The following is a 26,446-nucleotide window of genomic DNA, read 5'->3' as shown; positions in this document are numbered from 1 at the left end:
ACAGTGCTATTCAACGCTGTCGCCAGCGGCAGAGGAGAAGCGCATGTGGATTAACGGAGTGGCACAGGACACCCTTTCTGCCCGCGATCGCGCGGTGCAGTTTGGTGACGGCTGTTTCACCACCGCGGCAGTCAGAGAGGGCCGTATCCAGCTGCTGGAGGCGCATCTGCAGCGTCTGCAGGACGGCTGCCAGCGTTTGCTGATGGCCGCGCCGGATCGCGCCTTACTGGCGGAAGAGATGCGCCGCGCGGCGGCGGGCCAGCGCGAAGCGGTGCTCAAAGTGATCCTGACGCCCGGCGCGGGCGGACGCGGCTACAGTCGCGCCGGCTGCACGCAACCCACGCGTATCATCGCGCTCGCACCCTGGCCACAGCACTACGCCACGCTGCAGCAGCAGGGCGCGCGGCTGGTGACCAGCCCGGTGCGGCTGGCGCAGAACCCGCTGCTGGCCGGCATCAAACATCTTAACCGGCTGGAGCAGGTGCTGATTCGCCAGCAGCTGGACGCGTGCGACGCTGACGAAGCGCTGGTGCTTGACACCGCCGGGACGGTAGTGGAATGCTGTGCGGCCAATTTATTCTGGCGCAGCGGTGAGGCTATTTTCACGCCGCGCCTCGCGCAGGCCGGCGTTGATGGCATCATGCGTCGTTATCTGCTGGCGCGGCTGGCCCAGGCCGGTCACGACTGCCAGCAGGTGGAGGCCAGCCGATCGGCGGTGTTAAGCGCCGATGAAGTGGTGATCTGTAACGCGCTGATGCCAGTATTACCCGTGCGGCAAATTGACGACGTCACCTTTTCCGCACGCACGCTGTACCAGCAACTGCTCGCCAGTTGCCAGACGATGGAAGCATCATGACCCGAATGAAAAAAATAGTTGCCGGCGCCGTAGTCATCGCTGGTCTGGCTGCCGCATTTAGCTACTGGCAGATTGAACGCTTTGCCGCGACGCCATTAACCATTCACCAGGAAACCCTGTATACCCTGCCGGCCGGCAGCGGTCGCGTGGTGCTGGAAGCGCAGCTGGAAAGCCAGCACATCATTCCGCAAAGCATCTGGTTTGGCCCGTTGCTGAAGCTGGAGCCCGATCTGGCTAACTTCAAAGCCGGGACGTATCGCCTTGAGACCGGCATGACGGTGCGCCAGCTACTGCAACTGCTGGCCAGCGGCAAAGAGGCGCAATTTCCGCTGCGCTTTGTCGAGGGTTCCCGGCTGAAAGAGTGGCTGGCTGAGCTGCGTAAAGCGCCATACCTTAAACACACGCTGCCGGATGATGAATTTGCCAGCGTTGCGGCCGCGCTTAAGCTTGATGTCAGCCAGCTGGAAGGCGGTTTCTATCCGGATACCTATCTGTATACTGCCAACACCAGCGATGTGGCACTGCTGGAGCGGGCGCACGCGCGCATGAACAAGCTGGTGGATGAGATCTGGCAGGGGCGGATGGCCAGTCTGCCGTATAAAACACCGCAGCAGATGGTCACCATGGCGTCGATTATTGAAAAAGAGACCGGCGTCAGCGAAGAGCGCGCGCGCGTTGCCTCGGTATTCATCAATCGCCTGCGCACCGGTATGAAACTGCAGACCGATCCCACGGTGATCTACGGGATGGGCGACAGCTATACCGGTACGCTGACGCGCAAGGATCTTGAGACCCCGACCGCGTACAATACCTATACCATCAGCGGTCTGCCGCCGGGACCGATCGCCATGCCGGGGCGCGCCTCGCTGGAAGCGGCGGCCCATCCGGAGAAGACCAATTACCTCTATTTCGTCGCGGATGGCAAAGGCGGTCACACCTTTACCACCAATCTGGCCAGTCATAATAAAGCCGTGCAGGTTTACCGGCTGGCGATGAAGGAAAAAAATGAAAAGTAAGTTTATCGTCATCGAAGGGCTGGAAGGCGCCGGCAAAACCACCGCGCGTGAGGCGGTGGTTGCGGTCCTGCATGAGCAGGGCATTGAAGACGTGGTCTTTACCCGTGAGCCGGGCGGCACGCCTTTGGCCGAACAGCTGCGCGTGCTGGTGAAACAGGGCATTGATGGCGAACAGGTGAGTGATAAAGCCGAGCTGCTGATGCTGTATGCCGCGCGGGTGCAGCTGGTAGAAAACGTCATTAAACCGGCGCTGGCACGCGGTGCCTGGGTGGTGGGCGATCGTCACGATCTTTCGTCGCAGGCGTATCAGGGCGGTGGCCGCGGGCTCGACACCCAGCTGATGACCACGCTGCGCGATGCGGTGCTGGGCGATTTTCGTCCCGACCTGACGCTCTATCTCGACGTCACGCCGGAGATTGGCCTGCAGCGTGCCCGGGCGCGCGGCGAACTGGATCGCATTGAGCAGGAGTCGCTGAACTTTTTTATCCGCACGCGCGAACGCTATCAGGCGCTGGCCGCTACCGATCCAACCATCAAAACCATCGATGCGACACAGCCGATTGAGAATGTGACAGTGTCACTTAAAACCGTGCTGCGTCAGTGGCTGGCAGGTCAGGCGGTATGAACTGGTATCCGTGGCTGAACCAGCCGTACCGACAGATCATTGCCCGCCATCAGAGTGGACAGGCACATCATGCGCTGCTGATTCAGGCCATCGACGGCATGGGCGACGATGCGCTGGTGTGGGGCGTCAGCCGCTGGCTGATGTGTCAGCAGCCGCAGGGACTGAAAAGCTGCGGTCAGTGTCACGGCTGCCAGCTGATGCAGGCGCACACCCATCCGGACTGGTATCGGCTGGAAGCGGAAAAGGGAAAAGCCTCGCTCGGCATTGATGCGGTTCGCGACGTCAGTGAGAAGCTGTACCATTTTGCCCAGCAGGGTGGCGCGAAAATTGTCTGGCTGCCGGATGCGACGCAACTGACCGAAGCCGCCGCTAACGCGCTCCTGAAAACGCTGGAAGAGCCGCCCGCCAACTGCTGGTTTTTCCTCAGCGTGCGCGAGCCGTCGCGACTGCTGGCCACGCTGCGCAGCCGCTGTATGACGTGGCATCTGTCGCCGCCGGAAGAGACGCACAGCCTGCAATGGCTGCAGAAACAGCAGCCGCAGCCGGAAGCGATATTGCGCGCGGCGCTGCGTCTGAGCAACGGTGCACCCGCTGCGGCGCTGGCCTTGTTACAGCCGGACCGCTGGCAGGCACGGCAAACGCTGTGCGACAGCCTGAACAGCGCACTGAGCGGCGATATTCTGCAGCTGTTGCCGGCGCTCAACAGCGACGATGTGGCGGTTCGCCTCGGCTGGCTGCTTTCGCTACTGGTGGATGCGATGAAGGTGCAGCAGGGCGCCAGCAACTGGCTGAGTAATGGCGATCGCCCGGACGTGGTGACGCAGCTGGCGCAGCAGTTCAGCAGCAGCGCGCTGAATGCGAGCGTGCAGCAGTGGCTGCAGTGTCGCGAGCAGTTGCTGCACGTGGCGGCGCTTAATCGTGAACTGATTCTGACCGACTGTCTGCTTGCCTGGGGACGTTTGCTGTCTCCCGCGACGGTCGGCTAAGGTTAAAAGAGAAATCTATGTTTATTGTTGATTCGCACTGCCATCTTGATGGCCTTGATTATGAAACCCAGCACCGCGATCTGGATGACGTGATCGCCAAAGCGGCGGCGCGGGATGTGAAATTCATGCTGGCGATTGCCACCACGCTGCCGGATTACTACAAAATCAAACAGCTGGTCGGCGATCGTGACAACATCGCGCTGGCCTGCGGCGTGCATCCGCTCAATCAGGAAACGCCGTATGACGTGGAAGAGTTTCGCCGTCTGGCGGCGGAAGAGCAGGTGATTGCACTGGGCGAGACCGGGCTGGATTATTTTTACCAGCAGGAGACCAAAGCGCAGCAGCAGGCCTCGTTCCGTGAGCATATCCGCACCGGCATTGCGCTGAATAAGCCGATTATTGTGCACACCCGCGATGCGCGAGAAGACACGCTGGCCATTCTGCGTGAAGAGCAGGTTGAGCGGTGCGGCGGCGTGCTGCACTGTTTCACGGAAGACAAAGAGACGGCGGCGCAGCTGCTGGATCTTGGGTTCTACATCTCCTTCTCCGGCATTGTGACCTTCCGTAACGCCGAACAGATTCGCGAAGCAGCGCGCTATGTACCGCTGGATCGCATTCTGGTTGAAACCGATTCACCCTATCTGGCCCCGGTACCGCATCGCGGCAAAGAAAACCAGCCTGCCTTCACCCGCGACGTGGCTGAGTATATGGCCGTGGTGAAGGGCGTCGATCTTGAGACCCTTGCGGCCGCCACCACGGAAAACTTCTCCCGCCTGTTTAAGGTGCCGATGAGCCGACTCGGCGGCTAACGCGCTTTATTTCAAACTCTGTAATTAATCTGAAATCACTCATCTGCGCTGCGTGTTTCGCGGCGCAGGCAGTGATTTATTGCTGTTTATAGCAGCAAGTCAGTAAGAAATGACTGAAATTTCAGCGCTGTGTTTGGTGAAACGTGATAGCCGTCAAAGTAACGTGTCGTCATTTATTTTACCCTTCGTAATAAATCAAAAGACGCTCAGCGTCACCCCGGCTAAGGATCCTCCCCCTTTGCCATGCGCACTGCGCTAAAAAATGCACTCATACTCAGGAGCTTCTATGTTCAAGAACGCATTTGCGAACCTGCAAAAGGTAGGTAAATCGCTGATGTTGCCGGTATCGGTTCTGCCGATTGCCGGTATTTTGTTAGGTGTTGGTTCTGCTAACTTCAGCTGGCTGCCGGAAGTGGTTTCCCACGTGATGGCCGAAGCGGGTGGTTCGGTGTTTGCTAACATGCCGCTGATCTTTGCGATCGGTGTGGCACTGGGCTTTACCAATAACGACGGCGTGTCGGCGCTGGCCGCCGTGGTCGCCTACGGCATTATGGTGAAAACCCTGGCTGTGGTCGCGCCGCTGGTGCTGCATCTGCCGGCAGCCGAGATCGAAGCCAAACACCTCGCCGATACCGGGGTGCTGGGCGGCATTATTGCTGGTTCGATTGCGGCCTACATGTTCAACCGCTTCTACCGCATCAAGCTGCCGGAATACCTCGGCTTCTTTGCCGGTAAGCGCTTTGTGCCGATCATTTCCGGTCTGACCGCGATTTTCACCGGTGTGGTGCTGTCCTTCATCTGGCCACCTATTGGTACCGCGATTCAGGACTTCTCCCAGTGGGCGGCCTATCAGAACCCGGTGGTGGCGTTCGGTATTTACGGTGTGGTTGAGCGTGCGCTGGTGCCGTTTGGTCTGCATCACATCTGGAACGTTCCTTTCCAGATGCAGATTGGTGAATTCACCAACGCGGCTGGTCAGGTCTTCCACGGTGACATTCCGCGCTACATGGCGGGTGACCCGACTGCCGGTAAACTGTCTGGCGGCTTCCTGTTCAAGATGTACGGTCTGCCGGCTGCGGCTATCGCCATCTGGCATTCTGCTAAACCTGAAAACCGCGCCAAAGTGGGCGGTATCATGATCTCCGCTGCGCTGACCTCGTTCCTGACCGGTATCACCGAGCCGATCGAGTTCTCGTTCATGTTCGTGGCACCGATCCTGTACGTGATCCACGCCATCCTGGCGGGCCTGGCGTTCCCAATCTGTATTCTGCTGGGCATGCGTGATGGCACCAGCTTCTCACACGGTCTGATCGACTTCATCGTGCTGAGCGGCAACAGCAGCAAAATCTGGCTGTTCCCGATTGTCGGTATCATCTACGGTCTGGTGTACTACACCGTGTTCCGCGTGCTGATCGCAAAACTGAATCTGAAAACCCCGGGTCGTGAAGATACGGCCATGGAGCAGAGCAGCGCGACCGGCAGTGAAATGGCGGGCAAGCTGGTCACGGCGTTCGGTGGTAAAGAGAACATCACTAACCTTGATGCCTGTATTACCCGTCTGCGCGTCAGCGTGGCGGACGTAGCGAAGGTGGATCAGGCTGAACTGAAAAACCTCGGCGCGCGTGGTGTGGTGGTGGCCGGTTCCGGTGTGCAGGCGATTTTCGGCACCAAGTCCGATAACCTGAAAACCGAGATGGATGATTATATCCGCAGTATGTAAGTGACATGACGGCAGGCCGGGCCGGTGCGGTGAAGCGGCGTCAGATCGTAAAGACGCCAACACCATCCCTGGGGCTCGGCCCGCGACATCCCTGTCGCGGGACGCTTTACTCCTCTGCCGCCGCTTCACCGCACTGCAACTTCGGTGCGACAAAACCCCTCATCCGAGGGGTTTTTTATTTTACTGCCGCCAGACACCGCCGGCCGCGCCGCGCCAGCGTGAAAAAGTGATGCAAAGGCAGCCATTTAATGAAGAAAAGTGGTCCTGAGGTTGAAAGAAACGGAATTCCTCACGCATACTGCCTGACTGAACTCAGGCTTAAGGAACTGCACCATGGCTGAAGAAACCATTTTCAGTAAAATCATTCGTCGCGAAATTCCCGCCGACGTGGTTTATCAGGACGAACTGGTCACCGCCTTCCGCGATATCGCGCCCAAAGCGCCTACCCATATACTGATTGTCCCCAACGTACTGATTCCGACTGCCAACGATGTGCAGGCGGCGCATGAGCAGGCGCTGGGCCGCATGGTCACCGCCGCCGCAAAAATTGCCCGTGATGAAGGCATCGCCGAGGATGGCTATCGCCTGATCATCAACTGCAACCGTCACGGTGGGCAGGAGGTTTACCACATTCATATGCACCTGGTCGGCGGACAGCCGCTGGGCCCGATGCTGGCCATCTAACCTCAGGCGGACCTTGTGATGCGTCAATGGCTGAGCGGCTTGCTGTTGCTGACCCTGGTGGGCTGCAGCAGCGATAAGCCGATGATCAACACCTCCCAGTCGCTGGTGATGGAGTCTGCCGTACTGTCGGCGGGCATCATCACCGATGAGCCCGCGCTGACCAGCCGCGACGGCCAGCAGCGCGCCGCCAGCGTGCTGCAAAATCTGCGTGAAACGCCGGTCACCGTGCACTATCGTTTCTACTGGTACGATGACAAAGGGCTGGAGATTGAGCCGCAGGAGCCGGCGCAGACTCAAACCGTACCGGCGCACGGCAGCGTAGAAGTGGCCTCGCAAATGGGTAACCCGACCGCCAGCAAGGTGCGTCTCTATCTTTATCTTTGAGGAGTAACCTGTGATTCGCAGTGTACAACGTTCCGGCGCGCTACTGTTTGCGCTGATGCTCACCGGTTGTGTGGTGAAACAACAAACCCCGGCGCCGGTTGAACCGACGCAGCCGACCACGCCAACCCAGCCAGAGCAACCGCCCGCGCAGCCGGTGCCGCCGCCGCAAACTGTGCCGCAGCCGCCGAAGCTGAAAACCATCAACTGGAACGCCAGCGTCCAGCCGTTAGTCGCCAATATGGTGCAGTCGGCGGGCGTCAATCCGGGCAGCGTGCTGCTGGTGGATCGCATCAAAAACAGCACCAACGGCTCGCTGCAAACGGAAAAAGCTACGGCAGCGATTGAGAACGCGCTGGCCAATAACGGCAAGTTCAGCCTGGTCTCAAACGATCAGCTTAATCAGGCGAAGCAAACGCTCGGCCTGTCGCCAGAGGATAGCCTCAACTCGCGCAGCAAAGCGATTGGCCTGGCGCGCATCGTCAACGCGCAGTATGTGCTGTATAGCAACGCGCAGGGCGATGTGAAAGCTCCTACGCTGCAAATGCAGCTGATGCTGGTGCAGACCGGCGAAATCATCTGGTCGGGCAACGGCGTTGCACAACCCTGATCCCCGGCTGCAGCATCTGGTTCAGCAACAATGGCCGACGGCGCAAGCTGCCGGTCATTTTTTCGCGCTGCCAGGACTGAGCGGTAACAGCGTGCAGGTACGCAGCGAGCAGGGCGAACTGCTGGCGCGCCGGACACCGTCGCAGCCCATCCCGTTTGTCGATCGTCAGCGCGAATACCGCATCCTGCGTCAGTTGCGTACTACGGCGCTGGCGCCGCAGCCGCTGACGTGGCAGGCGCCGTGGCTGCTGCAGCGCTGGCTGCCGGGCGAGGTGCTGTCGCCGGATCAGTTCAGCGCGCAGCGCGCAGCGGTGCTGACGCTGCTGCTGCGCCTGCATCACCAGCCGCTGACCGGTTATCGCTTACGGCTGGCACCGCTGCTGCAGCGCTACTGGCAGCTGTGTCAGCAGCGGCACTGGCGCTGGCAGCGGCGCTTAAACCAGTTGCTGCAGCGCGGCGAACCGTCGCCGCTGCGGCTGGCACCGCTGCACATGGACGTCCACCCTGGCAATCTGATTGCCACGCCGGATGGCCTGCGTTTAATTGACTGGGAATATGCTGCGGATGGCGACGTGGCGCTAGAGCTGGCCGCTATCGGCGCGGTGGATGGCGCTGAACACGATTACTGGATAACCGACTATGCCGCCGAGGCGCGTCTGTCGGCAACGGCGCTGCGGCGTCAAAGCCGGCGCTGGCAGCCTTGGCTACAGCTGCTGATGGCCAGCTGGTATCAGCTGCGCGCCGAGCAGAGCCATGACCAAACATTGCAACGGCTGGCGCAGGCCAGCTGGCAGGATCTTTAATTCAGGAACCGAAACATGACGATGACAACGCCCGGACCGCTGATGCTGGACGTCGAAGGCTACGAGCTGGACGCCGAAGAGCGCGAAATTCTGCAACATCCGCTGACAGGCGGACTGATCCTGTTCGCCCGCAACTTCCATGATGTTGCGCAGCTGGCGGAGCTGGTGCGCCAGATTCGCGCGGCGTCGCGTAACCGGCTGCTGGTGGCGGTCGATCAGGAAGGCGGACGCGTGCAGCGCTTCCGCGACGGTTTTACCCAGTTGCCGGCGATGCAATCCTTCGCCGCGCTGCATGACATGGCGCGCGCCGGCGAGCTGGCGCAGCAGGCCGGCTGGCAAATGGCGGCGGAAATGATCGCCATGGATATCGATATCAGCTTTGCGCCGGTGCTGGATATCGGCCACATCAGCGCGGCCATCGGCGATCGCGCGTTCCACGCCGATCCGGCGATTGCGCTGCAGATGGCGCGCCATTTTATTAACGGCATGCACGAAGCCGGCATGAAAACCACCGGCAAGCACTTCCCGGGCCACGGCGCGGTCAGCGCAGATTCGCACAAAGAGACGCCGCGCGACACGCGCGATGCGGCCACGCTGCGCCAGCACGACATGGCAATCTTCCAGCAGCTGATTGATGAGCAGCTGCTGGATGCGGTGATGCCCGCGCATGTTATCTATACTGAAGTGGACCCGCTGCCGGCCAGTGGTTCGCCTTACTGGCTGCAAACGGTGCTGCGGCAGGAGCTGGGCTTCAACGGGGTGATCTTCTCAGACGATCTGTCGATGGAGGGCGCGGCGGTGATGGGCAGCTACGCGGAACGGGCTCAGCAGTCGCTGAATGCCGGCTGCGATATGATCCTGGTGTGCAATCAGCGTGCTGGCGCGGTGAGCGTGCTGGATAATTTGACGCCGATCCAGGCGACGCGCGTCACGCAGTTATACCATCAGGGACGTTTTGACCGTCAGAGTTTGCAGGCCAGCGAGCGCTGGCGGCAAAATCAGCGTCAGCTCAGTGACCTGCAGGATCGCTGGCTGGCGCACAAAGCGTCGGGCAGATAATCGCCGCTGCCCGGATCTCACTCCACGCTGAGGATAATCATGATCATCTATCTGCACGGTTTTGATTCCAACAGTCCGGGCAACCATGAAAAGGTGCTGCAGCTGCAGTTTATTGACCCGGACGTCAGACTTATTAGCTACAGCACCCGCCATCCGAAACACGATATGCAGTTTCTGCTGAAAGAGTGCGACAAACTGCTCCAGCAGGGCAGCGATGCGCATCCGTTGATTTGTGGCGTCGGCCTGGGCGGCTACTGGGCAGAACGCATCGGCTTCCTTTGCGGCATGCGCCAGGCGATATTCAATCCCAACCTGTTTCCCGATGAAAACATGGAAGGCAAGATCGACCGGCCGGAAGAGTATCTTGATATCGCCACCAAATGCGTCAGCAACTTCCGTGAAAAGAACCGCGACCGCTGCCTGACCATTTTGTCACGTCACGATGAAGCGCTGGATAATCAGCGCAGCGCGGCCGCATTGCACCCGTACTATGAGATCGTGTGGGACGAGGAGGCCAGCCACAAATTCAAAAATATTGCCCCGCATCTGCAACGCATCAAAGCGTTCAAACCCTTGCCTGAGTGCTGCTGCGCCGTGTGATGCGGCGCACAAAACGTGTAACATTCTGATAATGCAGTGCAAAGATTGATGTACATCAATTTTCTTATGTCCGGATGATTATGCCGTGCTATTCTGCCCTCAGCTCGCGATTAAATGTCGCCAACCCTATGTTTATTAAGGTTTTATATAACCATTAATTAACTTTTGGTTTACAACTTTGAGGGGGTCTTCATTGACTACAAGCATGGAAAAAATCGTCATCGTCGGTGGCGGTGCCGGAGGGCTGGAGCTGGCAACGCAGCTCGGCCATAAACTCGGCCGCAAGAAAAAGGCGGAGATCATCCTGGTCGATCGTAACCACAGCCATCTGTGGAAACCGCTGCTGCATGAAGTGGCGACCGGCTCGATGGATGAAGGTATTGATGCGCTCAGCTATCTGGCGCATGCGCGCAACCACGGTTTCCAGTTCCAGCTCGGTTCGCTGACGCAAATTAATCGCGACGCTAAAACCATTGAACTGGCGGAGATCCGCGACGCGGAGGGTGGGCTGCTGGTACCGCAGCGCGAACTGGCGTATGACCGTCTGGTGATGGCGCTGGGCAGCACCTCGAACGATTTCGGCACGCCAGGCGTGAAAGATCACTGCATCTTCCTCGACAACCCGCATCAGGCGCGTCGGTTCCATAATGAGATGCTCAACCTGTTCCTGCGCTTCTCTGCCAGCGAAGGGCAGCTGCAGAAAGTCAATATCGCCATTGTCGGCGGCGGCGCGACCGGCGTCGAGCTGTCGGCAGAACTGTATAACGCAGTGAAACAGCTGCACAGCTACGGCTATAAAGGTCTCGATAGCAGCGCGCTCAACGTTACGCTGGTGGAAGCCGGCGAGCGTATTCTGCCTGCGTTGCCACCGCGCATCTCCGCAGCGGCGCATCAGGAGCTGAGCAAGCTTGGCGTGCGCGTACTGACGCAAACCATGGTCACCAGCGCAGCAGCCAACGGTCTGAATACCAAAGGGGGCGAATTCATCGAAGCCGATCTGATGGTGTGGGCGGCGGGTATTAAAGCGCCAGACTTCATGAAAGAGATTGGCGGGCTGGAGACCAACCGCATTAATCAGCTGGTGGTCAAAGAGACGCTGCAGACCACGCTGGACGACGATATTTACGCCATCGGCGACTGCGCCTCCTGCGCGCTGCCGGGCGGCGGATTCGTGCCGCCGCGCGCGCAGTCGGCGCATCAGATGGCGTCGCGTGCGCTGGAAAACATCCTCGCCCAGCGCAAAGGCAAGCCGCTCAAAGCCTACGTGTATAAAGATCACGGCTCGCTGGTGTCGCTGTCCCGCTTCAGTACCGTCGGCAGCCTGATGGGGAACCTGATGCGCGGTTCGATGATGGTGGAAGGGCGTATTGCGCGTTTTGTCTACATCTCCTTGTACCGTATGCACCAGATTGCGCTCCATGGATACTTCAAGACCGGTCTGATGATGCTGGTCGGCAGCCTCAACCGCGTGCTGCGTCCGCGTCTCAAACTGCATTAATCGCTGGCGGGCGGTCACCCCCGCCCGCTGCGTGCCCGGCTGCCGTAACCGGCTGATTGCAGTTCATTCAGCACCAGGTTACGGTGCAATGACACTGCCGCTCAGAACTCTCCTAAAAGCTGGTCCTGCTGGCTTTCCGCTGCGTTTCCTCCATTAATCTGATGTTGCATTTTCGGACCATCTGTAAAACTTATGCCAACGAACACGGCGCGGCGCGCACGCCGGTTATGCCTCGGTAACCCGGGATCGGGTTGCGGCAGGAATGCGCGGTAACAACTTCAGGAGGACATTCCTGTGAATAAATCAATGTTAGCGGGTATTGGAATCGGCGTAGCAGCAGCGTTGGGCGTGGCCGCCGTCGCCAGCATGGATGTGTTTGATCGTGGCCCGCAGTATGCTCAGGTGCTTTCGGCAACCCCAATTAAAGAGAGCATCAAGCAACCGCGTCAGGAGTGCCGCAACGTTACCCTCACGCACCGTCGTCCGGTGCAGGATGAGAACCGCATCGCCGGTTCCGTACTGGGTGCCGTGGCCGGTGGGGTGATTGGTCACCAGTTCGGCGGTGGCCGCGGCCGGGATATCGCGACCGTAGCCGGTGCGCTGGCAGGCGGCTACGGCGGTAACCAGGTGCAGGGTGCGCTGCAGGATCGTGACACTTACACCACCAGCGAGCAGCGCTGCAAAACCGTGTACGATAAACAGGAAAAAATGCTGGGTTATGACGTGACCTATAAAATAGGCGACCAGCAGGGCAAAATCCGCATGGAGAATGACCCTGGCACCCGCATCCCGCTCGACCGTAATGGTCAGCTGATCCTGAATTCGAATCAGGCCTGATTGGGCAAAGCTACTTCACAGCAGCAGTAACAAAAAAAGCGCCGCAAGGCGCTTTTTTTTATGCTCTGGCTACCGCACCGTACGCAGCAGCGCGTCGCATAGCGCTGCTGCGTAACGGCTGGGCGATCAAACCCGGTTCTTCGCCAGCTCGGCGACGAAATTCTGCACCCATTCCATGCGCGTTTTGCGTTCGCTCAGATCACGGGTGAATTTCAGTCGCGTCGGGCCATCCAGCTTCCACTGCTTCGCATCTTTCTGCAGCAGGCCGATCAGCCAGCCGGGATCGACCTGATTCTGCGGCGCGAACTCAAAGAAACCGCCTTTTTCGCTGGCTTCGATTTTGCGCAGCCCCAGCTGGCGCGCCACCAGGCGCAGCGCGGCGATGTCCAGCAGGTTGCGCGCGGCGTCGGGCAGCTTGCCGAAGCGGTCGATCATCTCAATTTTCAGCTCAGCCAGCTCCTGTTCATCGGCTGCACTGGCGATGCGTTTATACAGCGACAGGCGCGTATTGACGTCCGGAATAAAATCATCCGGCAACAGGGCAGGCATGCGCAGCTCAATCTCCGTCTGATTGCTGGTGAGATCTTCCAGCGACGGCTCACGTCCGGCCTTGAGTGCATCCACCGCGTTTTCCAGCAGCTCCATGTAGAGCGTGAAGCCAATGGTCTCCATCTGACCGCTCTGATCTTCACCCAGCAGCTCACCGGCACCGCGAATCTCCAGATCGTGCGTCGCCAGCGCAAAACCAGCGCCCAGATCCTCCAGCGAGGCAATCGCTTCCAGTCGCTTCTGGGCATCGGTGGTCATCGCTTTCGGGTGCGGCGTCAGCAGCCAGGCATAGGCCTGATGATGCGAACGGCCGACGCGGCCACGCAGCTGATGCAGCTGCGCCAGACCGAAATGGTCGGCGCGCTCAATGATGATGGTATTGGCGCTGGGTACATCGATCCCGGTTTCGATGATGGTGGTGCACACCAGCACGTTGAAGCGCTGGTGGTGGAAATCGTTCATCACCCGTTCCAGATCGCGCTCGCGCATCTGACCGTGGCCGATGGCGATGCGCGCTTCCGGCACCAGCTCGGCCAGCCGCTGCGCTGCTTTCTCGATGTTCTCGACGTCGTTGTAGAGATAGTAAACCTGGCCGCCGCGCAGCACTTCACGCAGGATCGCTTCGCGCACCACCAGGCTGTCATACTCGCGCACGAAGGTTTTCACCGCCAGACGGCGCGCCGGTGGCGTGGCGATAATCGACAGATCGCGCATGCCGCTCATCGCCATGTTCAGAGTACGCGGAATCGGCGTTGCGGTGAGCGTCAGAATATCGACGTCAGCGCGCATCGCTTTAATGCGCTCTTTGTGACGCACGCCGAAACGGTGCTCTTCATCGACGATCAGCAAACCGAGATCGCGCCACTTCAAATCGCTCATCAGCAGCTTGTGGGTGCCGATCAGAATATCAATTTTGCCCTCGCTGGCCTGTTCCAGCACCTGCGCCTGCTCTTTGGCGCTGCGGAAGCGCGACAGCATCTCAATGCGCACCGGCCAGTTGGCGAAGCGGTCGCGGAAGTTATCGTAATGCTGCTGCGCCAGCAGGGTAGTTGGCACCAGCACCGCCACCTGTTTGCCGTTCTCCACCGCAAGGAAGGCAGCCCGCATCGCCACTTCGGTTTTACCAAAGCCAACATCGCCGCACACCAGGCGGTCCATGGCCAGCGGCTGGCACATATCGCTGAGCACGGCGTTAATTGCCTGCGCCTGATCCGGCGTGGTTTCAAACGGAAAACCTTCGCAGAACAGCTGATACTGCTCGCGGTCGTGCTTAAAGGCAAAGCCGGCCTTGGCCGCGCGCTGGGCGTAGATGTCCAGCAGTTCAGCGGCCACGTCACGCACTTTCTCCGCCGCTTTCTGGCGCGCGCGTGACCAGGCATCGCTGCCCAGTTTGTGCAGCGGCGCATTTTCATCGGCGCCGCCGGCGTAACGGCTGATCAGATGCAACGATGACACCGGAACGTAAAGTTTGGCATCGCCGGCATAGGAGAGCATCAGATACTCGGCCACGATACCGCCGGCTTCCAGCGTGGTCAGGCCAATGTAGCGCCCCACACCGTGTTCAAGATGCACCACCGGCTGGCCCGGGTGCAGCTCGGCGAGGTTACGAATCAGTACATCCGGATTGATGGTGCGGCGATTGTCCTGACGGCGGCGGCTGACGCGCTCACCCAGCAGATCGCTTTCGCAAATCAGCGCGCGCTGGCGCTGGGTGTCGATAAAACCGCGCTCGCTGGCGCCAATCATCAGGCTGTACGGCTGCTCATCGGCCTGCTCGAAGCGATCGATCGGCTGCGGGCGCAGTTTGATGCGGGACAGCAGCTCCTGCAGGCTTTCGCGGCGACCTTCGCTTTCTACTGAGAAAATCACCTGACCGGTAAACTGCTCGAGGAACTGACGCAGCAGATCGAGCGGCGCTTTGGCCTGCGCCTGCACCGTCAGCTCCGGCAATGGCTGATAGCCCAGATTACTGTTCGCGGCTTTCTCCGGCAGCGTCTCAGCGCTGAGCTGCATGCGCGGCCAGTTTTTCAGCTCGCTCAGCAGCGCATCCGGGCGGAGCCACAACGTGGCCGGTTCCAGCAGCGGGCGCATAGGATCGATGCGACGATTTTCATAGCGTGCGTTAGCATCCTGCCAGAAACGCTCAGCGCTGGCGTGCAGATCGCCGCTGTTCAGCACCAGCGTGCTGGCGGGCAGATAGCTAAACAGGGTAGGCAGTTCCTGCTCGAAAAACAGCGGCTGCCAGTACTCAATTCCGGCCGGCAGCGTGCCTTTGCTCACCTGCTGATAGACGTGCTCAGGTTCGCGCCGCACGTCGAAGGTTTCACGCCAGCGGCTGCGGAACAGCTCAATGGCTGCTTTGTCGGTGGGAAATTCATGCGCCGGCAGCAGGTTGATGGCGCTCACCGCCTCCAGCGTGCGCTGTGAATCGACGTCAAACAGGCGCAGGCTGTCGATCTCATCATCAAAGAAATCGATGCGGTAAGGCTGATCGCTGCCCATCGGGAACAGGTCGAGCAGCGCGCCGCGCGTCGCGTACTCGCCATGCTCCATCACCTGATCGACATGGCGATAACCGGCCTGCTCCAGCTGGTCGCGCAGGGCATCGCGCGACAGTTTCTGGCCCTGCTGCATTACCAGCGCATGGCCGTGCAGGAAGCTGTGCGGGCAAACGCGCTGCATCAGCGTATTGACCGGCAGAATCAGCATGCCGCGCGTCAGGGTGGGCAGCTGGTACAGCGTAGAAAGACGGGCGGAAATAATGTCCTGATGGGGCGAGAAGCTGTCGTAGGGCAGTGTTTCCCAGTCAGCAAGGTTGGTGACCGGCAGATCGGTAAACTGCCTGATCTCCTCCTGCAGCCGCAGGGCCGATTGCATATCCGGGGTGATCATTAACACCGGACCGCTGTGGCGTTCGGTGATGCTGGCACACTCAACCGCCTGCGCGGCGCCGACCAGCTGACCGAGCTGACGATGGTCGCCTGCTTTAGCAGGCAGGGTATAACGACGCTGTTCCGACATAAGGTCCGACATTCTCTCCTCAGTTTCCAGGGCGTCATCATTCCACATTCCGCCGTGAGGATCATCTCTCCTTTCTGAGTTTATGTCAGGGTGCATGAATGCGCACCTTACCTCAGCGGCACCCTGAAGGGCCGCCAGTATGGCCAGTTGCCAGGTCGTCATTGATGGCGACCTGGCCGCGTCACGTTATTTACTGGATTGCTGTGTGTAGTGCATGCGTGGACGATCCACATTGGCCCATGACAGCTCGCGCTCGACATGGTAGCTGTTGTTGCCATCGTCCCACTTCACATAATAACCGGTTAGCGCGTCTCCCTGCTCAAAGACATTGACCACTTCGCCTTTGATCTCGCCAGATTTATGTTTAACGATACTGCCTTTAGGAAACCTGCTCATGGTAAGAACCTCCGTACTGCGCTTACTGTGATGCGAAAACCGGTACTGCAAGCTAAGTCTAACCCACCTGCTGACGAATAATCGTACTAATAGCGTCACTATTTTGTCGTAATTTTGTGCATTGTCGCGCAGGAGGACGCATTTTGACGCAACTTTGCAACTGACTCAGCGGGTTAGAGGTTTCATAAAGCAGACGGCTCCTTTATCATCGCTCTACTTAATTTTGAGCAACGGCCAAGACGGATCTCATGTATCAACCAGTCGCGTTATTCATCGGTTTGCGCTACATGCGTGGACGTGCTTCAGACCGTTTCGGTCGTTTCGTCTCCTGGCTCTCGACTATTGGTATCACGCTCGGCGTACTGGCACTGGTGACGGTGCTGTCGGTGATGAACGGCTTTGAGCGCGAGCTGGAAGGCAACATTCTCGGCCTGATGCCGCAGGCGCTGGTGACCAGCGACACCGGCAGCATCAATCCGCAGCAGATGCGCGCGCAGGATCTCAAACTGCAGGGCGTGACGCGGATCGCACCGCTGACCACCGCCGATGTGGTGTTGCAGAGTGCGCGCAACGTGTCGGTGGGCGTGATGCTGGGCATCAATCCCGACGAACAGGATCCGCTGACGCCTTATCTGGTCAACACCCAGCAGAGCGTGCTGCAGCCGGGGCAGTATAAGGTCATTCTCGGTGAACTGCTGGCCTCGCAGCTGGGCGTGAAGCGCGGCGATCAGCTGCGCCTGATGGTGCCATCGGTCAGTCAGTTTACCCCAGTGGGGCGCGTGCCGAGCCAGCGCATCTTTACCGTTGCCGGTACCTACGCAGCCAATAGCGAAGTCGATGGCTATCAGATTCTGGTGAACCAGCAGGATGCCTCGCGCGTGATGCGCTATCCGCTCGGCAACATTACCGGCTGGCGCCTGTGGCTGGATAAGCCGCTGAATGTCGATGCGCTCAGCCAGCAGCCGCTGCCGCAGGGGCTGACGTGGAAAGACTGGCGCGAACGCAAGGGCGACTTGTTCCAGGCGGTGCGCATGGAGAAAAACATGATGGGGCTGCTGCTCAGCCTGATCATTGCCGTGGCCGCCTTCAATATCATTACCTCGCTGGGCCTGCTGATCATGGAGAAGCAGGCGGAAGTGGCGATCCTGCAAACCCAGGGCTTAACGCGGCGGCAAATCGTCGCGGTATTTATGGTGCAGGGCGCCAGCGCCGGTATTATCGGCGCGCTGCTCGGTACGCTGCTGGGCGTGCTGCTGGCCAGCCAGCTCAACAATTTAATGCCGGTGATCGGCCTGTTCCTTGATGGCGCCGCGCTGCCGGTAGATATCAATGTCTGGCAGGTGATCACTATTGCGCTGGTCTCGATGGCCGTGGCGCTGCTCTCTACCCTCTATCCGTCATGGCGCGCTGCCGCCGTTCAACCCGCTGAGGCTTTACGTTATGAGTAATACCCCTTTGTTGCAGTGTCGTGACCTGTGCAAACGCTATCAGGAAGGCAGCGTGCAGACCGATGTGCTGCGCAATGTGGCTTTTAGCCTGCAGCCGGGCGAACTGACGGCCATCGTCGGCAGCTCCGGCTCCGGCAAAAGTACCTTACTGCACCTGCTGGGCGGGCTGGATGCACCGACCTCCGGTGACGTGGTGTTTGACGGGAAATCGCTCAACGCCATGTCGTCGGCGGCCAAAGCAGAGCTGCGTAACCGTGAACTCGGCTTCATTTATCAGTTTCACCATTTGCTGCCGGACTTCAGCGCGCTGGAGAACGTAGCCATGCCGCTGCTGATTGGCAAAACCGGCAAAGCCGAAGCGGAAGCGCGCGCACGCGAGATGCTGGCGGCGGTTGGCCTGGAAAAGCGCGCGGCGCACCGGCCTTCTGAGCTGTCGGGCGGTGAACGTCAGCGTGTGGCGATCGCCAGGGCGCTGGTGAACCGGCCGCGGCTGGTGATGGCCGATGAGCCTACCGGTAACCTCGATGCGCGCAACGCGGACGCCATTTTTGAACTGCTCGGCGAACTCAACGTGCAGCAGGGCACCGCGTTTCTGGTGGTGACGCACGACCTAAACCTGGCGAAGCGCCTGAGCCGTCAGATGGAAATGCGCGACGGCCAGCTGAGCGATCACCTGACGCTGGGAGCGATCTGATGGCGTCCTCTTTATCCCTGCTGCTCGGGCTGCGCTTCAGCCGCGGCCGGCGGCGCGGCGGCATGGTGTCGCTGATCTCCATCATCTCGACCATCGGCATTGCGCTTGGCGTGGCGGTGCTGATCATCGGGCTGAGCGCGATGAACGGTTTCGAGCGGGAGCTCAACAACCGCATTCTGGCCGTGGTACCGCACGGCGAAATTGAGGCGGTTAACCAGCCATTTCGCAACTGGCAACCGATGATTGCGCCCATCGAACAGGTGCCGGGCATCGCCGCGGCGGCGCCTTACGTTAACTTTACCGGATTGATTGAGAGCGGTGCGAAGCTGCAGGCGCTGCAGGTGAAGGGCGTTGATCCGCAGCAGGAGCCGCGGCTCAGCGCGCTGCCGCGTTTTGTCAGCGGCGATGCCTGGTCGCAGTTCAGCGCCGGCAGGCAGCAGATCATTCTGGGCGGCGGCATCGCCAAATCGCTCAACGTAAAGCAGGGCGACTGGATCACCATCATGATCCCGAATAATGATGGCGAGAACAAACTGCTGCAGCCAAAACGCATTCGTCTGCAGGTGAGCGGTATTCTGCAGCTGAGCGGCATGCTGGATCACAGTCTGGCGCTGGTGCCGCTGGCCGATGCGCAAAAGTATCTGGATCTGGGCGACAGCGTCAGCGGCATTGCGCTGAAGATGAGCGATCCGTTCCAGGCACAGAAGCTGGTGCGCGATGCCGGCGAAGCCACCCACTCCTATGTCACCATCCGCAGTTGGATTGGCACTTACGGCTATATGTATCGCGATATCCAGATGATTCGCGCCATCATGTATCTGGCGATGGTGCTGGTGATTGGCGTGGCCTGCTTTAATATCGTGTCGACGCTGGTGATGGCGGTGAAGGACAAGAGCAGCGATATCGCCGTACTGCGCACGCTGGGGGCGAAAGACGGCCTGATTCGTGCCATCTTTATCTGGTATGGCCTGCTGGCCGGGCTGCTGGGCAGCGTCAGCGGTGTGGTGGTCGGCGTGCTGGTGGCGCTCAATCTGACGCCGGTAATGCGCGTAGTGGAGCACCTTACCGGGCATCAGCTGCTGGCGGGCGATATCTATTTTATCGACTTTCTGCCGTCCGAGCTGCACTGGCTGGATGTGGCCATCGTGCTGGCAACGGCGATTGGCCTGAGCCTGATTGCCAGCTGGTATCCGGCGCGGCGTGCCAGCCGCATCGATCCTGCCCGCGTGCTGAGCGGTCAGTAAAGACAAAACACGCAGCCGCCTTCGCGGCTGCGCACATTTTCAGCGTCTGCGGCATGCAGCCGTCATACCCAGCCGCTATTATCGGGTCTGAGTAACCCGGAAAACACCCGCAGCGCGGCGTTCAGCGCCGCAGATTAAGGAGCCTTTATGCGCCAACCGCGCCGCCGCCTTCGACTCGCCCGCTACAAAAAGAATCGCCGCAAAGTGCATCAGCGCTTTCGCCAGCGCATCTTTGAGCGCGATCGTCAGGTCGAACTTGCCGCCCATCCGCAGCCGCACGTGGTGGTGCTGACCGGTGCCGGAATTTCGGCAGAATCCGGCATTCGCACCTTCCGCGCGGAAGATGGCCTGTGGGAAGAGCATCGCGTGGAAGATGTGGCGACGCCCGAAGGCTTTCGCCGCGATCCGGCGCTGGTGCAGGGGTTCTACAACGCGCGCCGGCGTCAGCTGCAGCAGCCAGAGATCCAGCCTAACGCGGCGCACAAAGCGCTGGCCGAACTGGAGCAGGTGCTGGGCGATAATTTCCTGCTGGTTACGCAGAACATCGATAACCTGCACGAGCGCGCCGGCAGCCAGCGCGTGCTGCATATGCACGGTGAATTGCTGAAGGTGCGCTGTGAGCACAGCGGTCAGGTGCTGGCGTGGACAGAGGACGTCGGTCCGGACGATCGCTGTACCTGCTGCCAGTTCCCGTCGCGGCTGCGTCCGCACGTGGTGTGGTTTGGTGAAATGCCGCTCGGCATGGAGGAGATTTATCAGGCGCTGGAACAGGCCGATCTGTTTATTGCCATCGGTACCTCAGGCCACGTCTATCCGGCGGCAGGCTTTGTGCACGAGGCGAAACTGCAGGGTGCGCATACTGTGGAGCTGAATCTGGCGCCCAGTCAGGTCGGTAACGAATTCGCTGAAGCACATTACGGCTTAGCCAGCGAAGTGGTGCCCGAATTCGTGCATACTTTTTTGCGCGGGTTATATAAATAGTCAGCGTACTGCGCGTTTCCCCTCATCCCGGCCTTCTCCCGGCGGGAGAAGGGGAAAAACGCGCCGGATTGAAACTCAGCTAAACCCGGCACGAATGAACCCTCTCCCTCTGGGAGAGAGCAGGGTGAGGGCCAGGCCGCACAACCTCCCACCTCAGAACCTCACCGTCCCGCTTTCAGCTTCTGGAACAGCGTTTCGTACTGCACGCTTGCGGCACCGACATCGTTCTGCCACTCGCCGTTTTTGATCACTTCAGCCGGCGGATAGAGTGACGGATCGCTGGCCACCTCGGGCGGCAGCAACTTTCTTGCCGCCAGGTTGGGCGTCGGATAACCGATGGTTTCTGCCACTTTAGCCGCCACATCCGGGCGCAGCAGGAAGTTAATCAGCTTCAGCGCGCCCGCTTTATTTTTCGCATTCGCCGGGATCGCCAGGTTATCCATCCAGAAAATCCCGCCCTCTTTCGGCCAGATAATCTGCAGCGGCGTGCCAGCCTGGCGCGCCACCCAGGCGGAGCCATTCCAGATCATGCCGACGTTAACTTCGCCTTCCATAAACGGATTACCGGGATTATCCGAGTTGAACGCCAGTACGTTCGGCATCAGCTTTTTCAGCTCTTCATAGGCGGCTTCAATCTGTTTTGGATCCTGCGTATTACCGGAGTAGCCGAGCTTGCGCAGCGCCATCTGGAACACTTCACGCGCGTCATCGGTCAGCAGCAGGCTCTGCTTATACTGTGGTTTCCACAGATCGGCCCATTGGGTCAGGGTTTTCGCATCCACCTCGTCGGTATTCACGCCAATCGCCGTTGCGCCCCAGATATAGGGAATGGAATAGTCGTTGTTCGGATCAAACGGCTTGTTCAGCAGGTCAGGATCGAGGTTGCGGAAGTTGCTCAGCTGTGACTTGTCGATCTTCTGCAGCATGCCCTCGTTGCGCATTTTGGCGATGAAGTAGGTCGACGGCACCACCAGATCGTAAGCGCCTGCTTTCCAGGTTTTCAGCTTGGCGTACATGCTTTCATTGGATTCATAGGTGGAATAAATCACTTTGATGCCGGTCTGTTTGGTGAACTGCTCCAGCAGCCCGGGCGGCACATATTCGGTCCAGTTATAGAAGTAAAGCGTGTTGTTGTCATCCGCCTGAGCGCTTTGCATACCCAGTGCCAGCGCCCCAGCCGCCAGCCAGTGAGACCACTTTTTCATCGGTTATCCTCTATTTGGTTTTATCACGCAGCAACAGCTGACTGACTGCCACCAGCAGCAGCGACAGCAGCATCAAAATGGTAGCCAGCGCGTTCACCTCCGGCGACACGCCCACTTTCACCATGGAATAAATTTTCAGCGGCAAAATTTCGAAGCCGGTACCGGTGACAAATGACGACACCACCACATCATCCATCGACAGGGTGAAACTCAGCAGCCAGCCCGCGGCCACTGCCGGCAGCGCCAGCGGCAGCAAAATCTTACGCAGAATAGTCACTTCGCTGGCGCCGAGATCTTTTGCCGCCTCCAGCATGCGCACATCAAAGCCTTTCAGGCGCGAATAGACGGTAATCACCACAAACGGCAGGCAGAAAGTAATGTGTGAAAACAGCAGCGACCAGAAGCCGAGCGAAACCCCCAGCAGCATAAACAGCACCAGCAGCGAAATCGCCATCACGATATCCGGCGACATCATCACCACAAATAGCATACCGCTGACAAACGGCTTGCCGCGAAAACGATAGCGGTACAGCGCCACGGCGGTGAGCGAGCCGATCAGCGTCGCGCAACTGGCCGACAGCACGCCCATGATCAACGAATGCTGCGCCGCCTGAATCAGGCTGTCGTTATTGACCAGCAGGCGATACCACTGGGTGCTTAAGCCCTGCCAGTTGATGCCGAAGCGCGAGGCATTAAAGGAGTTGACGATCAGGATGATGATCGGAATGTAGAACCAGGCATAAATCACGGCCATGAAGCCGTAGCGTAATCCGCGCGCCATCATTGCAATGCCGCCTTGTGATTCAGCAGACGCGCTGCGCGCCAGTAAACCAGCAGCATCAGCCCCATCAGCAGCGTCATGACAATGCTGGTGGCGGCACCAAACGGCCAGTCACGAATATTGAGGAACTGGCTTTTGATTACGTTACCGATCAATAGGTTCTTTGCTCCGCCCATTAAATCCGCTACGTAGAACAACCCCATCGCCGGGATAAATACCAGTAGCGCGCCGGCAACGATACCGGGCAGGGTCAGCGGCAAAATGATACGGATGAAGGTCTGTAGCCTGCTGGCGCCAAGATCGCGCGCCGCTTCCAGGCAGGATTTATCCAGCTTCTCAAGGCTGGAGTAGAGCGGCAGTACCATAAACGGCAGCAGAATATAGATCAGCCCGAGGATCACCGCTTCCGGGGTAAACATGATGCGAAACGGCTTGTCGATGACGCCGAGCCACAGCAGAAATTCATTGAGCCAGCCGCGCGTGCTGAGAAAAATTTTCAGACCATAAATGCGGATCAGAGAGTTGGTCCAGAACGGCACAATCAGCAGAAACAGCATCAGCGGACGCAGACGCGCCGGCAGTCTGGTCAGGCACCAGGCAAAAGGGTAGCCGAGCAGCAGGCAGCACAGCGTGGCGATGCAGGCCATGTTGAGCGAGTGCAGCAGCACGTCGGCATACAGCGGATCGAGTAGCCGGCCGTAGTTGTTCAGGGTGAACACCATGCTGACAAAGTGCGCGTCGTCGCGCGTCAGAAAGCTGGTGACGAAGATCATCAGATTCGGCAGCAACACGAACAGCGTCAGCCAGCCGACGATCAGCGCCACAATGGCTTTCTGCAGACGATTACGCATCCGTTTCATACGGCAGCACCACCTCCCAGTTTGGCACCCAGCTGACCGCCATTTTCTGGTTCAGCGAGTGGTCAAAATCCGGATCATCCTCATTAAAGAACTCGCTGACGGTGAGCAGCTTGCCGTTCTCCAGTTCGACGGTGGATTCCAGCGTCATGCCTTTATAGTTGCGTTCGCGCACATAGCCGATCAGGTTTTCGCTGCGGCTGTCGTGATCGATCTCCTCGACGCGCAAATCTTCCGGTCGCAGCAGCACATGCAGCCGATCGCCGGGTTTGACCGGGAACGGGCAGTGAATATCACACTCGCGGCCTTCGACGCGAGCACGTACCTGCGGCGCGTGCGCGCTGCCGATCACTTCTGCATCAAACACGTTGATTTCGCCAATGAAGCGCGCCACAAACAGGTTCGCGGGCTCTTCGTAGATCTCGCGCGGCGTGCCGTCCTGCTCGATGCGCCCATCGCGCATCACCACGATGCGATCGGACATGGTCAGCGCTTCTTCCTGATCGTGCGTGACAAACACAAACGTGATGCCCAGCTTGCGCTGCAGCGCTTTTAGCTCGTTTTGCATCTGGCGGCGCAGTTTGTAATCCAGCGCGGAGAGCGACTCATCAAGCAGCAGCACTTTGGGCCGGTTGACCACCGCCCGCGCAATCGCCACGCGCTGCTGCTGGCCGCCGGAGAGCTGATGCGGCCGGCGCGCGGCAAAGCTTTCCAGCTGCACCATCGCCAGCGCCTCGTTGACGCGCTGCGTCAGCTCTGGCGTCGGGGTTTTCTGCATGCGCAGGCCAAACGCGACGTTTTCAAACACCGACATGTGCGGAAACAGCGCGTAGCTCTGAAACACGGTATTGATATGGCGATGCTCGGCGGGCGTTTCAGTGATGTCGCTCTCATCCAGATGGATACGTCCGCTGTCGGCGTTTTCCAGCCCGGCGATCAGGCGCAGAATCGTGGTCTTACCGCAGCCGGAGGGGCCAAGCAGGGTGATAAATTCGCCATGACCGATGGTCAGGTCAAAATCCGGGATGATGGTTTTGCCATCGAAAGCTTTACTGATGCCAGAAAGCGTAACCAGCGCCTGCTGCGCGCGTGTTTGCGTCATTTTAGTCACTCAGTCTGATGAGAATCAGGTTACAGCATAGCCGCCGGCGACAGCTTGCCGTGATGAAGGGCGCGATAATACCTGAAAAATGCGCCATTGCCATGTTCAGACACGGAATAACCTTGAAAAGTCTGCAAATTGCTGGAGTATGCTCATCGGGCCAGCCGGACGGGTGGCTGGCAGGGCGAATTTCAGCGCACGATTGGGCTGAGAGGGCTAACCTGAAGGATAATGATTTGACGCAACATGGCGATAATCAGGCCCCATGATAATAATGCAGGTTCTTTAGAGGGATGACAGATGGATCAATTACTTGAGCGTTTTCTCAGTTATGTGGCAGTAGAAACTCAGGCAAAACCTCAGGCGCGGCAGGTGCCGAGCAGCGAAGGGCAGTGGACGCTGGCGCGTCAGTTACAGGAAGAGCTTATTGCGCTGGGTTTTGTGGACGTCACCTTAAGCGATCATTGCTGTGTGATGGGCACCCTGCCGGCAAACGTCGACTGGCCGACGCCGGTGATCGGTTTTATTTCCCACATGGATACCTCGCCGGATTTCACCGCGAAAAATGTCAATCCGCAGATCATTGAAAACTATCGTGGCGGCGACATCGCGCTGGGCAACGGGGATGAAGTGCTCTCACCAGTGATGTTCCCGGTGCTGCACAAGCTGACCGGGCATACGCTGATCACCACCGACGGTAAAACGCTGCTGGGCGCTGATGATAAAGCCGGTATCGCTGAGATCATGACGGCAATGGCCGAGCTGGCCAAAGGGGATGTGCCGCACGGCGCCATTCGCGTGGCCTTTACTCCGGATGAAGAGATAGGTCGCGGCACGTCGCACTTCGACGTTGAAGGATTCGCGGCTGACTGGGCTTATACCGTTGACGGCAGCGATCTCGGCGAGTTTGAGTTCGAAAACTTTAATGCCGCGACGGCGCTGGTCAAAATCACCGGCAACAACGTGCATCCCGGCAGTGCGAAAAACGTGATGGTGAACGCGCTGGACCTGGCAATGCGTTTCCACGCCGAGCTACCTGCCAAAGAGAAACCGCAGTTTACCGACGGCTATGAAGGCTTTTTCCACCTGCACACTATTAAGGGATCGGTAGAGCACGCCGAGCTGATGTACCTGATTCGTGATTTTGATGCCGACAGCTACGAACAGCGTAAGCAGCTGCTGCAGGAGATTGGTCGCCGCGTCAGTAAAGGTCTGCAGGCTGAGTGCTCCATAAAGGTGGAGATCAGCGACAGCTATCGCAATATGCGGGAGAAGGTGGAACCGCATCCGCACATCATTGAGCTGGCGCTGCAGGCGATGCGCGACTGCGGTATCGAACCGAACGTGAAGCCGATTCGCGGCGGCACCGACGGATCGGCGCTGTCATGGAAAGGACTGCCGTGTCCGAATCTGTTTACCGGCGGCTACAACTATCACGGCAAGCATGAGTTTGCGTCGCTGAATGTGATGGCGAAGTCGGTTGAGGTGATTGTGCGCCTGGCCGCGCTCGCGGCGGAGAAGAAGTAAGGGCGGAGAGGGGCTTGCCCTCACCCTAACCCTTTCCCGCCCACTGGAGAGGGGACCGATCGAGCGGGTATCAGGTTGTGTTTATTGCCTTAATCACTGCTTTACCCATCTTGTCGCAAGGCGAGCACTGTTTTTCCCTCTCCCGCGCGCGGGAGAGG

Annotated in this window: 25 protein-coding genes; 19 read left to right on the top strand and 6 right to left on the bottom strand. The window is 59.1% G+C overall.

The window, feature by feature from the left end:
- Window positions 1–43 precede the first annotated feature (43 nt).
- The 14 genes from pabC (at window position 44) to AC6I7J_RS11835 (ending at window position 12,483) form a co-directional block, all read left to right on the top strand.
- Window positions 44–856, top strand: coding sequence for an aminodeoxychorismate lyase (gene pabC / locus AC6I7J_RS11900; protein ID WP_021506403.1), 813 nt, complete (start codon window positions 44–46; stop codon window positions 854–856).
- Window positions 853–1,872: an endolytic transglycosylase MltG gene (mltG, locus tag AC6I7J_RS11895; protein ID WP_498005760.1), complete on the top strand. Its 1,020-nt coding sequence runs from the start codon at window positions 853–855 to the stop codon at window positions 1,870–1,872. The genes pabC and mltG overlap by 4 nt, the downstream gene beginning before the upstream one ends.
- Window positions 1,862–2,497: a dTMP kinase gene (gene tmk / locus AC6I7J_RS11890; RefSeq protein WP_498005758.1), complete on the top strand. Its 636-nt coding sequence runs from the start codon at window positions 1,862–1,864 to the stop codon at window positions 2,495–2,497. Before mltG ends, tmk begins: the two co-directional genes overlap by 11 nt.
- Entirely contained in the window at window positions 2,494–3,483 is a 990-nt protein-coding gene (gene holB, locus AC6I7J_RS11885) for a DNA polymerase III subunit delta' (protein WP_021506400.1), read from the top strand. Before tmk ends, holB begins: the two co-directional genes overlap by 4 nt.
- A gap of 17 nt (window positions 3,484–3,500) precedes the next feature.
- Complete coding sequence (locus tag AC6I7J_RS11880; RefSeq protein WP_498005756.1) at window positions 3,501–4,292, top strand: metal-dependent hydrolase; 792 nt, start codon at window positions 3,501–3,503, stop codon at window positions 4,290–4,292.
- Window positions 4,293–4,578: 286 nt separating this feature from the next.
- Entirely contained in the window at window positions 4,579–6,012 is a 1,434-nt protein-coding gene (gene ptsG / locus AC6I7J_RS11875) for a PTS glucose transporter subunit IIBC (protein ID WP_021506398.1), read from the top strand.
- 333 nt (window positions 6,013–6,345) lie between these two features.
- Window positions 6,346–6,696: a purine nucleoside phosphoramidase gene (gene hinT / locus AC6I7J_RS11870; RefSeq protein ID WP_021506397.1), complete on the top strand. Its 351-nt coding sequence runs from the start codon at window positions 6,346–6,348 to the stop codon at window positions 6,694–6,696.
- 18 nt (window positions 6,697–6,714) lie between these two features.
- Window positions 6,715–7,080 carry a YcfL family putative periplasmic lipoprotein gene (locus tag AC6I7J_RS11865; protein ID WP_021506396.1) on the top strand — a complete coding sequence of 122 codons (366 nt, stop codon included), beginning with the start codon at window positions 6,715–6,717 and terminating at the stop codon, window positions 7,078–7,080.
- A 10-nt stretch (window positions 7,081–7,090) separates the two neighbouring features.
- Window positions 7,091–7,687, top strand: a complete 597-nt coding sequence (lpoB, locus tag AC6I7J_RS11860) for a penicillin-binding protein activator LpoB (protein ID WP_127833923.1) — start codon at window positions 7,091–7,093, stop codon at window positions 7,685–7,687.
- Window positions 7,674–8,489: a thiamine kinase gene (gene thiK, locus AC6I7J_RS11855; RefSeq protein WP_498005754.1), complete on the top strand. Its 816-nt coding sequence runs from the start codon at window positions 7,674–7,676 to the stop codon at window positions 8,487–8,489. The genes lpoB and thiK overlap by 14 nt, the downstream gene beginning before the upstream one ends.
- A gap of 15 nt (window positions 8,490–8,504) precedes the next feature.
- Window positions 8,505–9,548, top strand: a complete 1,044-nt coding sequence (nagZ, locus tag AC6I7J_RS11850) for a beta-N-acetylhexosaminidase (RefSeq protein WP_498005752.1) — start codon at window positions 8,505–8,507, stop codon at window positions 9,546–9,548.
- Window positions 9,549–9,587: 39 nt separating this feature from the next.
- Window positions 9,588–10,148, top strand: a complete 561-nt coding sequence (gene ycfP, locus AC6I7J_RS11845; RefSeq protein WP_498005750.1) for an alpha/beta hydrolase YcfP — start codon at window positions 9,588–9,590, stop codon at window positions 10,146–10,148.
- 193 nt (window positions 10,149–10,341) lie between these two features.
- Complete coding sequence (locus tag AC6I7J_RS11840; protein ID WP_088516476.1) at window positions 10,342–11,646, top strand: NAD(P)/FAD-dependent oxidoreductase; 1,305 nt, start codon at window positions 10,342–10,344, stop codon at window positions 11,644–11,646.
- Between the two features lie 294 nt (window positions 11,647–11,940).
- Entirely contained in the window at window positions 11,941–12,483 is a 543-nt protein-coding gene (locus AC6I7J_RS11835) for a glycine zipper 2TM domain-containing protein (protein ID WP_031279257.1), read from the top strand.
- A gap of 126 nt (window positions 12,484–12,609) precedes the next feature.
- Here the strand turns inward: AC6I7J_RS11835 and mfd are convergent, their stop codons facing one another.
- Window positions 12,610–16,053 (bottom strand): transcription-repair coupling factor, encoded by a 3,444-nt coding sequence (gene mfd, locus AC6I7J_RS11830; RefSeq protein WP_021506389.1) that lies wholly within the window; start codon window positions 16,051–16,053, stop codon window positions 12,610–12,612.
- 186 nt (window positions 16,054–16,239) lie between these two features.
- Entirely contained in the window at window positions 16,240–16,449 is a 210-nt protein-coding gene (locus AC6I7J_RS11825) for a hypothetical protein (RefSeq protein ID WP_021506388.1), read from the bottom strand.
- Between the two features lie 248 nt (window positions 16,450–16,697).
- Between AC6I7J_RS11825 and lolC the strand changes: the two genes are divergently transcribed.
- The 4 genes from lolC to cobB all read left to right on the top strand — a co-directional run bounded on the left by lolC (window position 16,698) and on the right by cobB (window position 20,816).
- Entirely contained in the window at window positions 16,698–17,897 is a 1,200-nt protein-coding gene (gene lolC / locus AC6I7J_RS11820; protein WP_132465185.1) for a lipoprotein-releasing ABC transporter permease subunit LolC, read from the top strand.
- Window positions 17,890–18,591 carry a lipoprotein-releasing ABC transporter ATP-binding protein LolD gene (lolD, locus tag AC6I7J_RS11815; protein WP_021506386.1) on the top strand — a complete coding sequence of 234 codons (702 nt, stop codon included), beginning with the start codon at window positions 17,890–17,892 and terminating at the stop codon, window positions 18,589–18,591. Before lolC ends, lolD begins: the two co-directional genes overlap by 8 nt.
- Entirely contained in the window at window positions 18,591–19,835 is a 1,245-nt protein-coding gene (gene lolE, locus AC6I7J_RS11810) for a lipoprotein-releasing ABC transporter permease subunit LolE (RefSeq protein WP_021506385.1), read from the top strand. Before lolD ends, lolE begins: the two co-directional genes overlap by 1 nt.
- Before the next feature lie 147 nt (window positions 19,836–19,982).
- Window positions 19,983–20,816 carry a Sir2 family NAD+-dependent deacetylase gene (gene cobB, locus AC6I7J_RS11805; protein ID WP_010617227.1) on the top strand — a complete coding sequence of 278 codons (834 nt, stop codon included), beginning with the start codon at window positions 19,983–19,985 and terminating at the stop codon, window positions 20,814–20,816.
- A gap of 161 nt (window positions 20,817–20,977) precedes the next feature.
- On the opposite strand, the gene potD is transcribed toward cobB, so the two are convergent.
- Genes potD through potA form a run of 4 tightly spaced genes read right to left on the bottom strand, consistent with a single transcriptional unit; the run spans window position 20,978 to window position 24,761 of the window.
- A complete protein-coding gene (potD, locus tag AC6I7J_RS11800) occupies window positions 20,978–22,021 on the bottom strand; it encodes a spermidine/putrescine ABC transporter substrate-binding protein PotD (protein WP_498005747.1) in 1,044 nt (347 codons plus the stop codon).
- Between the two features lie 10 nt (window positions 22,022–22,031).
- A complete protein-coding gene (potC, locus tag AC6I7J_RS11795; protein ID WP_498005745.1) occupies window positions 22,032–22,805 on the bottom strand; it encodes a spermidine/putrescine ABC transporter permease PotC in 774 nt (257 codons plus the stop codon).
- Entirely contained in the window at window positions 22,802–23,653 is an 852-nt protein-coding gene (gene potB, locus AC6I7J_RS11790; protein WP_104092825.1) for a spermidine/putrescine ABC transporter permease PotB, read from the bottom strand. The genes potC and potB overlap by 4 nt, the downstream gene beginning before the upstream one ends.
- The gene (gene potA / locus AC6I7J_RS11785; RefSeq protein ID WP_141495555.1) at window positions 23,646–24,761 is read right to left on the bottom strand and encodes a spermidine/putrescine ABC transporter ATP-binding protein PotA; all 1,116 of its coding nucleotides are present in this window, start codon (window positions 24,759–24,761) and stop codon (window positions 23,646–23,648) included. Before potA ends, potB begins: the two co-directional genes overlap by 8 nt.
- A gap of 300 nt (window positions 24,762–25,061) precedes the next feature.
- Between potA and pepT the strand changes: the two genes are divergently transcribed.
- The gene (gene pepT / locus AC6I7J_RS11780) at window positions 25,062–26,288 is read left to right on the top strand and encodes a peptidase T (RefSeq protein WP_021506380.1); all 1,227 of its coding nucleotides are present in this window, start codon (window positions 25,062–25,064) and stop codon (window positions 26,286–26,288) included.
- Window positions 26,289–26,446: the final 158 nt, after the last annotated feature.

Source organism: Type-C symbiont of Plautia stali (assembly GCF_059730935.1).
The sequence above is the reverse complement of the archived record's forward strand: the minus strand, read 5'-3'. Positions and strand labels throughout refer to the sequence as shown.